The 13,681-nt window shown below is 55.4% G+C and carries 14 protein-coding genes; 10 read left to right on the top strand and 4 right to left on the bottom strand.

Features of this window, described 5'->3' with window-relative positions; translation table 11 throughout:
- Window positions 1-151: 151 nt before the first annotated feature.
- Both VLV32_10970 and VLV32_10965 read right to left on the bottom strand, forming a co-directional pair.
- Window positions 152-469 carry a LapA family protein gene (locus VLV32_10970; protein HUL42407.1) on the bottom strand — a complete coding sequence of 106 codons (318 nt, stop codon included), beginning with the start codon at window positions 467-469 and terminating at the stop codon, window positions 152-154.
- 478 nt (window positions 470-947) lie between these two features.
- Window positions 948-1,442: a hypothetical protein gene (locus tag VLV32_10965; GenBank protein HUL42406.1), complete on the bottom strand. Its 495-nt coding sequence runs from the start codon at window positions 1,440-1,442 to the stop codon at window positions 948-950.
- A 494-nt stretch (window positions 1,443-1,936) separates the two neighbouring features.
- Here VLV32_10965 and VLV32_10960 point away from each other — a divergent pair, with 494 nt between their 5' ends.
- The 5 genes from VLV32_10960 (at window position 1,937) to VLV32_10940 (ending at window position 6,049) form a co-directional block, all read left to right on the top strand.
- Entirely contained in the window at window positions 1,937-2,119 is a 183-nt protein-coding gene (locus tag VLV32_10960; GenBank protein HUL42405.1) for a hypothetical protein, read from the top strand.
- Window positions 2,120-2,140: 21 nt separating this feature from the next.
- Window positions 2,141-2,494 (top strand): hypothetical protein, encoded by a 354-nt coding sequence (locus VLV32_10955; protein HUL42404.1) that lies wholly within the window; start codon window positions 2,141-2,143, stop codon window positions 2,492-2,494.
- Between the two features lie 508 nt (window positions 2,495-3,002).
- Entirely contained in the window at window positions 3,003-3,833 is an 831-nt protein-coding gene (locus VLV32_10950) for a universal stress protein (GenBank protein HUL42403.1), read from the top strand.
- Between the two features lie 416 nt (window positions 3,834-4,249).
- The gene (locus tag VLV32_10945; protein HUL42402.1) at window positions 4,250-4,522 is read left to right on the top strand and encodes an SHOCT domain-containing protein; all 273 of its coding nucleotides are present in this window, start codon (window positions 4,250-4,252) and stop codon (window positions 4,520-4,522) included.
- A 174-nt stretch (window positions 4,523-4,696) separates the two neighbouring features.
- Window positions 4,697-6,049, top strand: coding sequence for an MFS transporter (locus tag VLV32_10940; protein HUL42401.1), 1,353 nt, complete (start codon window positions 4,697-4,699; stop codon window positions 6,047-6,049).
- A 290-nt stretch (window positions 6,050-6,339) separates the two neighbouring features.
- Here VLV32_10940 and VLV32_10935 read toward each other — a convergent pair whose 3' ends face one another.
- Both VLV32_10935 and VLV32_10930 read right to left on the bottom strand, forming a co-directional pair.
- On the bottom strand, window positions 6,340-7,350 hold the full coding sequence (locus VLV32_10935) for a serine protease (GenBank protein ID HUL42400.1): 1,011 nt from the start codon (window positions 7,348-7,350) through the stop codon (window positions 6,340-6,342).
- A 455-nt stretch (window positions 7,351-7,805) separates the two neighbouring features.
- Complete coding sequence (locus VLV32_10930; GenBank protein HUL42399.1) at window positions 7,806-8,291, bottom strand: MarR family winged helix-turn-helix transcriptional regulator; 486 nt, start codon at window positions 8,289-8,291, stop codon at window positions 7,806-7,808.
- Window positions 8,292-8,433: 142 nt separating this feature from the next.
- Between VLV32_10930 and VLV32_10925 the strand changes: the two genes are divergently transcribed.
- The 5 genes from VLV32_10925 to VLV32_10905 all read left to right on the top strand — a co-directional run.
- Window positions 8,434-9,348: an alpha/beta hydrolase gene (locus VLV32_10925; protein HUL42398.1), complete on the top strand. Its 915-nt coding sequence runs from the start codon at window positions 8,434-8,436 to the stop codon at window positions 9,346-9,348.
- Window positions 9,349-9,552: 204 nt separating this feature from the next.
- A complete protein-coding gene (locus VLV32_10920) occupies window positions 9,553-9,807 on the top strand; it encodes a SemiSWEET transporter (protein HUL42397.1) in 255 nt (84 codons plus the stop codon).
- An 855-nt stretch (window positions 9,808-10,662) separates the two neighbouring features.
- Window positions 10,663-11,763, top strand: coding sequence for a transglutaminase domain-containing protein (locus VLV32_10915; protein ID HUL42396.1), 1,101 nt, complete (start codon window positions 10,663-10,665; stop codon window positions 11,761-11,763).
- Between the two features lie 492 nt (window positions 11,764-12,255).
- Window positions 12,256-13,353: a DNA recombination protein RmuC gene (locus tag VLV32_10910; GenBank protein ID HUL42395.1), complete on the top strand. Its 1,098-nt coding sequence runs from the start codon at window positions 12,256-12,258 to the stop codon at window positions 13,351-13,353.
- Between the two features lie 12 nt (window positions 13,354-13,365).
- Window positions 13,366-13,681 (top strand): zinc-dependent peptidase (locus VLV32_10905; protein HUL42394.1); only part of this gene is annotated, 316 nt, incomplete at its 3' end.

Below are 13,681 nucleotides of genomic sequence, written 5' to 3'. Positions count from 1 at the left end.
TGTTCTAGCAGTTTGTGGATGATTTAAGTACTTTGTGGCGCGCGCGTCTATGGCGCGATCAACCGCAACTAAATTCGATATCTGAAAAGTTCCGGCCAATAGCGGTCACCTCGCTGAGCCGTATCCGCGCGTGGCCGCAACCGGCGTGCGCTTATTGGCCGGTGTCGATTCCCGTTCCGTTCTGGTGTTCCAGTGCTGCCAGTTTCTTCCGCAATTCGACGTTGGCGGCCTCTAGCGCTGCAATATCTTTGCGTTGACGCGAAAGCAGCCAGTGTGTACGAAGCGCGCGCGGCGTCGAGACAAACGCCACGATGATGGCGCCAAGCGCAAGTGCCAGCAGCAGAACCGTCGCGAGCGAACTGTCGAAACGCCAGAGGAGCAACGTCACCGTAACCGGAACATTGTTCTGCAGCGCAAACGCAACGCCAGCAACCGCTACTGCAATTCCAAGAATCGCTATAAGTCGCATGATGACTCCTCAAAATGGGCTGGTCGGTGCGCCATCACGCCAATTCTCCTCTGGAATTTCATATACCAGTGAGTCAGGTTTGCATACACGGTGGTCAGTACGAGCAATAGTGCAACGATTTTAAGCACGGACGCCTCACTCAGAACCTGGATATCGGAAATTCTTGCACAACGCCTCGCGGGATGCCAACCGGCAAATCACGGAGGCGTCAAAAATTCAGTTTTGCGCTCTTGATGGCGATCAGAATGTCGCGCAGACTTTGGAGTATTCGAGTTGCAAGCGGCACCGCTCGACGTTGCGTGAATTACCGTTTTGACTCGATAGCGGGCTTTGGGTCGCGATTCCGCGATTCGGCTTCAAACCTAGCGTATTATTTGCAGCAATACTTTCCGTTGCATAAGGATACTGGGTAGACCGGAAACGCTTAAAAGCAAATTCTACTCTCGCCCAAACGTCCAGACTTGCAATATGAAATTCCCTAGTACACCCGCATCAACGTGAAATAGTTGCCGAGCGCCCCATTGATTTCGTAGACGGTCACAAAACGCGCGGAATCTGGCCCAGCCGGGAGCATGCAAGTCATGTGATAGGCCGCCGCCTGCTGCCCTGATTGAAGGTTCATGCGCGTCGAAGACACGGCTTCTCCCAGCGAACCGATGGACTCTTGATCGTAGTCCACGCTTGCGACCGTAAATGCTTGGGGTTCTATGTTGCGGGCGGGGCCGGCAGGATCATTGAGTTCGAACTTGCAGTAGGCGTAGTTCGGCTGGATGGACGCAATTTCGACCAGCTGCGTGTCCTGAAAATGCACGCCAGTACTTCCATCCGGAATCACGATGGTCTGATTGAGGGTCAATGTCGAACCGGATGACACATTTTGCGGCGGATCCACGGGGACGGTCTTGGCACGCGAATGGCAGGCGCCGAGCTCAAGAATTCCCAGCAAAAGGATTGCGATTTTCAACTGTCTCATTGCAATGCTCGTTGACACGGCATGATGCGTATTCGGTTTGCGCTCGAAGGGGACCCGCCCGGCTTGCATCAGGTCACTTAATAGAGAACCCCGCTGCAATTAACCCCGCTTGCTACGCTGGATACGCCAGTACCAACTCAATGCTCTGATTTGCTTCGCGGCAACCGCAAAGAATATTACGCGATATCGGCTGCTCGCGGAAGACCGCGATTCTATTTTTGTCCAGAATCATTGCAATGATATCTTCACGGGCAAACAGGATGTTTTCAAGTGAACAATGCCAGTAGTTTGTTTTACTAGCCTGTGCCTCTCGAGTGGCTGGACGCGACCAAAAGCGCGCACTCGCGATCGCCGCTTGGAACCTGCAAAAAACAAGTGGGGAATGGCCGTCTGATAAAAACGAAATACAGCAATGCCGTGCCGTCAATCGGACCAATCAACGAGCAGCTTCGCCGTCTAACGCCCCGCGAACCTACAAGCATAGGAAGGAGGAAATGAGACTTCGAGGAGCGCATCACGTGGAATTTTCTGTACTGGATTTCGACAACTCGATCAAATTCTATGATCGGATGTTCGGGTGGCTGGGGTACAAGAGTTTCTGGACACTGGACGTCGGATACCGTTTCACATACTACATGGCCCGCTTTCCATTTCCGCACAGTTACGTCGGAATTTAACCTGCTGCGCAGCGTGGAATATTGAACCATGAAGACCATGCACCCGGGATCCATCATGTCGCTCTGTGGGCGCGAAGTAGAACGGAGGTCGACCAATTCTACAAAGAGTTTTTGCTTAGGGAAAACGTCACTGTGACCGACAGGCCGAGTGAATACCCAATCTACGCGCCGGGCTACTACGCCGTCTTTTTCGTCGATCCAACCGGAATACGCTGGGAGCTTGCGTGTATGCCGCGCATTCCTATGCCTTGGGATATTCTCAAGACATTGAGAATGGCGAACGAGCTGCGCAAACAGCGGCCTGAATGGAAACACCATCCGGCCAAGGAGATGCTGCGAACGCTACGCTCGCGGCATGACTTGGGCTCAGTGTAATTTCAGCTCGGATTTGAAACCGTCGCTCGCGCTCCACAACCAGCCAATTAAGCAGGGCGTTAAGCGTCGGCTCCCGGATAAGTGATTACGTTTGACGAGCGGTTAGTTAGGGCTCGATGAGGTTACTGGACGGCACCGAGAGGCTGTCTGACACGGCTTCTTCCCCACTTCGCTTGACTTAAGAGAGGAGTCCACGCGCGCTTGAGGTCGATACGCCGCGCCGAACGTCGTTGGTGAACCCCTACGCGTGCAGCCCGGCTCCACACCTCGACGTGTGGTGCTAAAACACTTTATCCTATCGAGCGAGCATTCGCGGGGTCAACGGATACCGCGTTATCCTGCGTACCGCTTGATCACGAAATCGCGGCAGGCGAGGCGCCTGCGTGTTTGTTGACCTGGCTCAAAGACAGCCGGGGCACGGGCCCGTATCATTGGACCGGTTTTCCTGCAACCAAGGAGCATTAACAATAGGGCTCGCGTTACCGCAAAGCCTTCCAAGGAGAAAGCGATGACATACAAGACGATCCTCGTGCACGTCGACAATGGAAGCCGCTGGCCGGCGCGCGCCGAAGTTGCGGTTGACCTTGCCGGACGTTTCCAGGCCCATTTGGTAGGACTTCACGCCGTGACCCCTGCGTACTCTTTGGCGTACCAGACAGTCGAGACGGATCCCCTGATCATTGAGAGCGAGAAGCGGGTGGCGCTGGAGCAGGCGAAGGGCGCTGAGACCGCGTTCCGGCGCACAGCCGAAAAAGGTGATTCAGTTAGTGCGGAGTGGCGAACCTCGTCAGGAGACGCGCTCGCGGCCCTGGCGCTGCACTCGCGCTACGCCGATCTCGTCGTAATAGGTCAGCCCGACGTTCAAGAGGATTCCGGCGCCGACATGACTTTTGCCCATCGACTTGTGCTAATGGCCGGACGCCCGGTATTGGTGGTGCCGTACATCGGCGCGCCAGGCACGATCGGCAAGCGGGTGCTGCTTGCTTGGAACGCCACTCGCGAGGCAACGCGAGCAACAACCGATGCGCTGCCGTTCCTGCAGGCAGCCGAGGAAGTCCGGGTGGTGCTGGTCAAGCCAGACAGCTCTTCGCACGGAGAAGTGCCCGGAGCTGATATTGGGCTTTACCTGGCGCGGCATGGCGTGCAGGTGAAGGTAGAAAATATTGAGGGGGTGGACGTCGACGCGGGCAATCTCCTGCTGTCCCGAGCCGCAGATCTGTCATCCGACTTGATTGTGATGGGAGCCTACGGGCATTCACGCTTCAGCGAGTTGGTGCTTGGCGGCGTGACACGGACAATGTTCGACTCGATGACCGTGCCGGTGTTGATGTCGCACTAGATAAATCACTGCCGTGCCCCGTCCGTGCCGCTGCATCGGCTGCGCGAAGCCTCGGGCGTTTGCGCGGATCAAAACTCGGGCGCGCCACCGGCCAGTTGGCATTTGGTCGAAACCGGATGTTCACGCATTAAATTCTGCCCGTCATACGAGCGCGACTTCACCAGCGCCCACTGCTCATTAAGTTCAAGCTCGCACCGCAGTAAGCAACTGGCTGTCGGTGTAATTACGAAAGTAGATTATGACTCGCTTAGGCCTGACATACGCCGTTTTGTCGCAATTTTATGAACCGCGTAATACCTATGCGTTCAAGCCGGATCGCGAATAAAACGTCTATCAGCCCAGAACAGCGTTCGTCGGCCAGAAGGTCTTGTTTTTTAAGTAAATACAATTGAAAGCGGCAGTTTCTGGCATAGCGGTTGCTGCATACAGGACAAGGAGAAATCAATGGTATGTGGAACTTTGGCTGGGAATCGGTGTGGACAGGGCTCGCCATATTCGGCATGTTCCTGTTCGCGGTATTAATTGTCCTGGTTATTGTCCTTCTGATCAGGTGGCTCAGGAACTCTGCTAATTCATCAGCAGGTCAACCACCAGAGAAATCACCTCTTGAAGTGCTTAAGGATCGTTATGCCCGTGGGGAAATTAATCGGGAGGAATTTGAGCGAAAAAAACGCGAGATTGCCGAATAGACAGTCGCGCTAACGGGCCAGGCACGAATTATGAGAAATCGTGCCTCGCCTATTTAATTTTTCAAGCAGGCGCGGCAACATCTATACTTTGCCTAAACCCGCTCCTTTCTAGCGCTCTTCGTGTCCCGCCACTTTTCACGCGACCCCAAGGTCGACCGATCACTCCAATACTCCGTGCGCGACGGCGTCGCTTGGTCGCTGATGTTCGGCGCGGGTGAGTCCTACCTCCAAGCGTTCGCGATCTTTCTCAAGGCAAGCACAGCCCAGATCACGCTGCTCGCCGCGTTGCCCTCGATGCTCGGTTCGGTAGCCCAGCTCGCCTCAGCCTGGGTGGCGGGGTACGCCATCCGGCGCAAGACACTGATTTTTGCCGGCGTGCTGCTGCAGTCGGCCGCGTGGCTGCCGATCATCGCCCTCGCGTTCGTCCCCGGTGAGACTTCGGTGGTGCTGCTCATCGCGGCAGTCGTGCTCTACTACATCGGCGGCCAGTTTGCGGCGCCGCCGTGGAGCAGCCTGATCAGCGATCTGGTTCCAGAGCGCCGGCGCGGCCGTTTCTTCGGCCGGCGCACCCGGCTCATGAGCGTCATGACCTTCGCGAGCCTGAGCGCTGCCGGCCTCGCCCTGGAGTTCTTCGAGCAGCGGCAGCTGGCGCACTGGGGTTTCGCGGCGATCTTCACAATCGCGCTGGCGGGGCGCCTGTACTCGCTCGCTCAGCTAATGCGCATGCACGAGCCGCTCGCGCGCCTCGCGCCGTTGACGCTCCCGCCCCTAGGCGGGCTGCTCGACCGGATGCGCGGCTCGGACTTCATGCGCTTCGCGCTGTTCGTCGGCTTCATGAACCTGACGGTGGCCATCGCTTCGCCGTTCTTTGCGCTGTACATGCTGCGCGATCTCCGCTTCTCGTATATCGAATTCACCGCGGTCAACGCGTTCTACGTGCTGATGCAGTTTGCCGCACTCAATTTGTGGGGCCGGCTGTCGGACGTGTTCGGCAACCTGCGGGTGGTGCAGATCACGAGCATCGTGTTTCCCGCGCTGCCGGTTCTGTGGGTGCTGTTCCCGAATTTCTGGGCGATTCTCGTGATTCAGATCATCAGCGGCGTCGCCTGGGCGGGATTCAGCCTCGCGGTGGGGAATTTTCTCTACGACGTCGTACCGCCGGAGAAGCGCGCCGCCTACAGCGCCGTGCACCAGACCCTCTCGAATACGGCGGTCTTCGGCGGCGCGCTGATCGGCGGCGTGCTGGCCACGCACGCGCCGCACGAGCTCAAGCTCGTTGGTCATACGGTCGTCTTCAGCAGCGGATTGTGGCTCGCGCTCTGCGCCTCGGGCGTCGCGCGCGCTGTGGTGATCGCGGTGTTCCTGCGGCGGCTGCGCGAGACGCGCTTGGTGCGGCCGATCTCCCCGACAGCGCTCGCTATCCGCGTCATTCGCGCCAACGTGATGGCCGAGTGGTTATTCGAGCTGCTGCCGGGGCGCAGGCGCACCCCGAAGGACCGTGATCGTCCCCGGCACCCGAGCGAATAGAAAAATCCATGGGGCCGCGAAAAGGGTTCAGGTCTTGCATTCCAACGTTGAGTAATAGGCGCCGGGCCCGATTTATTTCGAGTTCACCCTATACCGGTCGGCAGGATATGTGTTTGGTGGATCTGCTTATCTTTTTGAATGAGCGAAATGGGGCGGAAGCGGCCATTAGCGAGCGACCGCTTTCGCCGCCAAAAGCGCGCACTAGTAAAACGTCCTGTAAATAACGACCTGAGCCGTTCGAGCCCTGCTCGGGACGCCACGACGGAACTTTCCATTGCTCTAGGACAAAATTATTGAGATTGACTATAGGACGCGCCCAAGTTCTGGACCGTGACGCGTTCGTTCAGATCGTGACGGGTATGCTCAAACGTGTATTCGTTTTGAGCGTAAGAAGAATCCAGCCGTACCGCCTCATCGAATGCGGATGCGGCCTCAGTTTCATGGTTGAGATAGTGCAACGCTTCGCTTTTCGCAATCCACGCTCCCGCGTTGGTCGCATCAACCTCGATCCATCCCTTAGCAAACTTAAGAAGGGCGCCCCAGTCTTTTTCGGCTTCGAGTGTCGCGGCCTGCATAAATTTGGGTTGCGCTTCGCTTGGGCGTTCCCAAAAAGCTTTGCCGGTCTCCGGCGCAATCGCCGCAGTTTTGTTGCCGGACCTCGCTAAAAGAGCCTGTACCCACTCAACGGGCAAGGCAAAATGATATTCCCCGCCCGCAAGTGTTTTAAACGTAATAATTCCAACCAACCGGCCCCGTCCGTCGAAAAGGCCGCCGCCGCTTTCCCCAAAGGTGAACGAGGCCGATGTTTGAATTACTTTTGCGCCATCGTAAGGGTGTAACGCCACAACTGCCCCGTCGCTCAACGTTAGATGGCCAAATCCACCGTAACCCAATGCATATACTTTTTCACCGACCTTAAGCTCGCCCGGTTTAACGAACCCGGGAACCTCGCCAACAGCGTCACGCACCGCCAATATACAAAGGTCGTGCTCTATATCCGGCGTTTGGGATTCGACGCTCCAGGCCGCTGAGCCGCGAACGACTACGATACGTTGGGCTTGCCGTGTGACATGGCAGTTGGTCACGAATTTACCAGGCTGGACCAAAATCGCAGAACCGTAGTTAACTCTGCCGCCAGGGTATTGCGCCCGAACCATGAAAATGCTCGAGCCGCTCGCGAACACATTGACCGGCGTATCTTCGCCCCAAACTGCGAACGAAGGCAGAAGCCCCAGCATGAGCACAGTACCAATAATTCGCATAGCCGTTTTCCAGAGGATCACTACTGGAGTGAGCAGCATAAACTGTGCCGAAACGCCGCTGGTTGTGAGCTATCGCACAGTATTGCAAGAGTTTTCGATGAGAATTTCAGGGCATTTTTTAGGTTTGCCGAAGAGTAACGAAACCATCTATTTTGATTCGCAGCCGTTGGGCGGCCAGAACGTTGAAAAGTACTTCAGCACGTGTGTTCCCCGGAGTTGCACCTTGGTGGTGCGATGCCCGCACTTTCGTAGTGCGAAAAAAGATCGTTGCTGTGACACTGGATCGTCGCCGGACGACGCTGCTTTGACAGTTTTAGCCAGATGGGCAAATACAACGAAAGGGTCAAGTTTTGAATCTTGAACGTAATATCGTCCCTTAGATTACGATGCTTAGCATCCAGGCTTCAAGATTCAAGACCTGACTACTTTTTTTTGGCGTGCGAAGGTCCGCTTGTTTAACGTTGCTGCGTTGAATCGGCAACTCGCCGAGTATGTTACCTTGAATAGCCGCCCGCCGCTTTACTCCGCGGGTCGATGTCGGTGCGGAAATCGCTCCCGACGACTGCGCGCAGAAGATCGCGCAACGCCGATGCGCGGTCGCCCCCGAGCGTCGCTTCAAATTGCGCTTGTGCTTTGACCCATGCTTTGAATGCCGCGTCGAACCGCACGAGTCCGGTCTTCGTTAGATGCAGTTCCTTGATTCGTCCGTCTTCGCGCCCTCTCCTCACCGCAATGAGACGCCTGCGCTGCAGCGGCATGATATTCCGTCCTAGCGTGGTCCGGTCCATCACCATGTCTTGCGCCAGGGTGTTGATGGTGGTAGGTCCCAGGCGCTTTAGCCTGGCGAGGATCGAGAACTGGGTGCTGCGCAGACCCGCGCCGGCCAAATGCCGGTCGTACAACTGGGTGACATAGCGGGCCGCTTCGCGCAGCCCTGCGCAATTACACGGTCTGGACTGCAAGTCGGTGGCGTTACTCATAAAATGTTTGGCGTGTCTTGACATAAGTGCATATGCGTATAATATACGCGTATGTGCGCCTTTATCAAGGCGAGCACTCCCTTGCTGATGGTCCAGTCGAATCCATCCGTTTATTCAAACCTCAATCAAGGAGACCAAAATCATGTCATATCTTAGATTACCGCTTCTCTGGAATAACGCAGTGTTTATTGTTGCGGATGAAACAGTTGCGAATGCCCGAGAGAAATCGGACAAACTGGAAACTGAACCGACCAAATTCATCGACGCTGGCGGGATTAAGTTTGCCTACCGTAGTTTTGGGAAGCGCGCCGGCACACCGTTGGTTTTCCTGCAGCACTTTTCAGGGCATATGGACTCTTGGGACCCGGCTGTCGTCAACCCCCTTGCCAAAGATCGGCCTGTAGTCGTCTTCGATAATTCTGGAGTTGGAAAATCCGGCGGCAAGACTCCTGACAATGTTGCCCAAATGGCAGCGGACGCCGCGCATTTTATATCCGCCCTAGGTTTGAAGAAGGTCGACCTCCTCGGATATTCTCTGGGCGGCTTTATCGCGCAAAAAATAGCGGCTGATCATCCTCAACTGGTCAGAAAGATTTTGCTGGTAGGCACCGCCCCGCAAGGAGGCGAAGAGCATTTGATGAAAGTACTGGCTGAAGCATATTCACATAGGGACGCACCCGATCCGAGGCTGCCTCTGTTTTTTACCCAGTCAGAGGCAAGTCAGGCTGCAGGCCGGGCTTTCCTCGCGCGCGCCAAGGTCAGAACCGTTGATAGAGATCCGGATAGCGGCAAGGCGATAACCGATCCGCAAGCCAAAGCGTTGATCACATGGTGTGCCACCAAGGATCCGGAGAACGCCGTTCTGAAAGCCATCCACCAGCCCGTCCTTATCGTGAGCGGCAGCAACGACACCATGCTTCCCGACCAAAATGCGTATTTCATGTTCAAACATCTGAAAAATGCTCAGTTGATCTTGTATCCCGACTCCGGACACGGCGCTCTGTTTCAATATGCGGAGCTTTTTGTCAATCACACAGCTCTTTTTCTGAAGGATTAGCTTGGCAGCGCGCGAGTACCTTAAAATGGTGTTCAATTAGAGCGTCAGTGCCGTAATCTTCAGTTTCAACGGCGCAGGCCTGGCCAATTGCATAAAAGTGCTTGCCGAGGGTCAAAGGATCGCACAGTCAGCGGCAATGTCGGCATTGTGTCGAAACCTTGGGCATCCGGCACAAATTACTCAGCGCTGATTGGAGCTTCCTTTATGGATATCGCCTTGTTTGTCGGACTGGTTGCCGGTACCCTGACCACGATTGCCTTTCTGCCCCAACTGATTCACACGTGGCAGACGAAGTCCGCCAAAGACGTCTCGCTCGGCATGTTCCTGATTTTTTGCACCGGCGTTCTGCTGTGGCTCATCTACGGGCTCATGATCCATTCACTGCCAGTGATCCTTGCCAACGCCGTGACGCTCGTGCTCGCCGGCGCGATCCTGGCGTTGAAGCTCAAGCACGGGTGACCGACAAGCCCGATGCTCGCGGCCGCGCCCTGTGGTGGCGAATGTATTGATCATAACCACTTTCCCCACAAGGACTCGAAATAACAATCCGGATTAGGAGTCGGCCGGAATGATTGCCTTGGTTCGAAACCCGACTTTAAGTGTTTTTGATTGTCATCCCGCCGTTCGAGTAACGTGGGTCCTACGAGATGCAACCGATATAAGCTGCTCCAACGGGAAAAGCCGATAGCGATAGGACCCGCGTCGAATACTTGCGGTTAGCTGGACAAATTGGAGCTTGGAATAAAAAAGGGCTGCTTCTTCAGCAGCCCTTTTTCCTAATGGAACTTAAATGCGATTAGCGGTTCAGAATGTACATAGTAACTTCGAAACCGAAACGCATATCGGTAAATTCGGGTTTGCTCCAGGCCATGGTTGTCTCCTAATAAAAAAGTTGTCAATAACGATTTAACCTACCACAGTTCCATTGTGGCCTACATATGAATTTGCGGGTAGCGAGAAAAGACTGAATGAGGCCTAATGATTTTCACGAGTTTGGATCAACCTGGCGCATCAAATTGAGAGCTATTTCGGCCAAGTTTGATTGATTCGGATTAGAGCGGCGAAGCGGTGCCCCGTTTTGCACATAGACGGCTCAGCGAATGGCCTCGAACCCCAGCAATTAAGTCGAGCGGCGCTTTCCGTCGCGAGTGTATGATTAGCGTCAGGCCTTGAACCTTGAACGTCATATTCTCGCTTTGAGCACGCTGACAGTCATCGTGCGCTAGAGATTCACGACCTGGCGCCGTAGAACCGACTTGAGCGCTCCGGGTTTTGGCCGTAACTGTTTCTTGGATGTCATACGAGGAGCTTATTATGCTGCGTCGATCTGTTCATCTTCCAACCGTGTTGCAAACGCTGCTTTTGTTCTCGTTCATCAGTCTTGCTTCCATCAACATCGCGGGGGCGACTCAAGTGGATCACGCGTCGTTCCAGATACGGAATGTGTTGACGGTGCACGTCCCCAAGGATGCTCACCGGGTACGAGTATGGTTCGCAGTGCCCAACGATGACGGGTATTCCGTAATTACGAATTTTAAGGTGGCGAGCCCGTATCCCGTCAGCTACGACCACGATTCCTGGGGCAACCGCGTCGGTTATCTCGAGGCGAGTGGATCCATCGAGCCGACAATCACGATTACCGAGACGTTCGATTTGAGCCGATCGGAGATCCGCAATAGCGTTGATCCGTCCAAGACACGCCCGCTAACGGATGCCGAGCGCGAGGCCCTGGCTCGTTACCTTCTACCCACCACCTACGTCGTGGTGAACGATCGGGTCAAAAAGCTTTCGGCTTCGATTGTCGGCGGAGAAACGAATCCCATCATCGCGGCCCGCAAGTTGTACGACTGGACGCTGCAGAATGTGGACTACTGGGTGAAGTACCCCGATCATCTGAAGGCTTCGGCCGTTGGCAGCACCGACTATTGCCTTATAACCAAGACAGGCAATTGCACCGATTTCCATTCTCTGTTTGCCTCGCTCGCGATGGCCTCGGGCATTCCCGTTCGTATGGTATATGGCTCGCTGCTGAAACCCACGCTCAATGGTGTTCAGGTGGACGCGAGCTACCATTGCTGGATCGAATTCTATGCGCCTAACTACGGCTGGCTGCCGCTTGACGTTTCACTTGCCAACATTTACGGCAAGGAGTTTCCGCTTACCGACAAGAACGAGAAGCTGGTCGAGCTGACCACTGCGACCGGCTATCACGGCCTCGACACGAGCAAAGTCGACTACTATTTCGGGAATCTCGATGACCGTCGGGTCGTGTGGTCGATGGGCCGCGATCTGATGATGCAGCCGCCGCAGAACGACGGACCGGTGAACGCGCTTGCAAAGATGTACGTCGAAGTGAACGGCAAGCAATACACGAACTGGACGCGCGAGTTCACCTACAAGGCGCTCGCGGAATAGCTGAGATCCCTGGCCTTGAACCGACCGCGCTCAGATTAGTCCACGCTCGCCCCGCCAGAGTGGTGACTTCTGCGCCTTTTAGCGACAGCGGCGCGTCATGCGATTCTCAGTCGCATTGAGCACGTCATTCGCTAACGCGGGGGCAACTAACTGCGGCGCCAGCTCCACCAAACCATTGGCCTCGAGCCGATTCACTTAGGGATCGATGCAGTCGACGAAGACCGGACCGAAACGGGGATGTTTGCATTTTCGGAACCAGGTAAATCCCCGTCGCTAGTGTCGACGAGGCGGCCATCGTATCAGTCCATGTGCATCCAGTCCGTCAGCGCCAATCCGATCTTGCCGACTATACCGTTGGCTGGGCCGGAGCGCAGTCCCAGAATGCGGATAACCGTTATCGCGACTCACCCGCAGCAACCAATCGTCCAAACGCGTTCAGCCCCAAGAAGGCAGCTCTTGCGCTGATAAGCTATACTGGCGGCAGGAGCGTTTATGGGCGAAATTGTTGTGGGCGTGATCGCGGGCTTGGTGCTGCTCGTGCTGATTGGGATGGTTTGGCGTTTTGCCGCCATAATGGAGGAAAAGCACCGCGCCATGCTCAAGGATTTGCATGAGGGCTTCACCCGCCAGGGCGACCGTCTTGATGAGAAGCTCACGCAAACTTCTGATCGGCTGCGCGCCACGGTGGATGAACGTTTGCAGCAAATCAGCGGGAAGGTAAGCGAGCGCCTCGACGAAGGATTCAAAAAGACCAACGAAACCTTCACTAATGTGATGGCGCGGCTTGCCACTATAGATGAGGCGCAAAAGAAAATAGACGGGCTTACCAGCAACGTGGTAAGCCTGCAGGAACTGCTGGGGGACAAACGTTCGCGTGGCGCTTTTGGCGAAGTGCAGCTGGAAGCGCTGGTGAGAAATATCCTTCCGCCCTCCGCTTATGCCATGCAATACACATTAAGCAACGGCAGCCGCGTGGATTGTGTGCTGCGACTTCCCGAGCCCACCGGCATGGTCGCGGTGGATTCCAAATTCCCTCTGGAAAACTATCATCGTATGTTCGCGCCGGATGTCAGCGAAATCGAACGTGCCCAGGCGCAGCGCCAGTTCAAGGCGGACGTCAAAAAACACGTGGATGACATCAGCCAGAAATATATTATTGCCAATGAAACTTCGGACGGCGCGGTGATGTTTGTTCCTGCGGAAGCGGTGTTTGCTGAAATCCATGCCTACCACTTCGACATCGTGGATTACGCGATGCAACAGCGGGTGTGGATCGTGTCCCCGACCACGCTGATGGCGGTGCTGAACACTGCCCGGGCAGTATTAAAAGATGTGGAAATGCGCAAGCATATGAACGTTATTAAAGAAGCCCTCGCCAAATTGAGCATAGATTTTGAACGTTTTGATCTGCGCATGAAAAATCTCGCCAACCATATCCGTCAGGCGCATGAAGACGCTCAAGAAGTGCACACGACCAGCAGGAAGATCAGCGACAAATTCAAGCGCATCGAAGGTGTCGAACTGGACTTGGAGCAGAGCGAGCCGGCTGCCTTGCTGGAGGTGAAGCAGGGACGTGAAGAGTCGGGTTGAGCGTCTTAAACGATGTGGGGACTCAAAACCTGGCGCAGGCGGCGTACTCCAAGTTATGCCGCAGTCGATGAAGTTCTGTGGCGGAAAATTTGTTCGCGTTTTCCTTTCCTGCGTGCACTCACTGCCGACGAAAAGGGACGTCTGCGTGATTTGACGCAGCGTTTTCTCGGCAACAAGCAAATCAGCGGCGCGGCGGAATTGCAATTGACGGAAGAAATGTGCATGGTAATTGCCGCCCAGGCCTGCTTGTTGATTCTCAATCTGGGCCTTGATTACTACCGGGACTGGGTCGAAGTCATCGTTTACCCCGGCGACTTTATGCCGCGGC

The organism is Burkholderiales bacterium (assembly GCA_035518095.1).
Classification (GTDB): domain Bacteria; phylum Pseudomonadota; class Gammaproteobacteria; order Burkholderiales; family JAHFRG01; genus JAHFRG01.
This window is presented reverse-complemented; position numbering and strand designations above follow the sequence as displayed.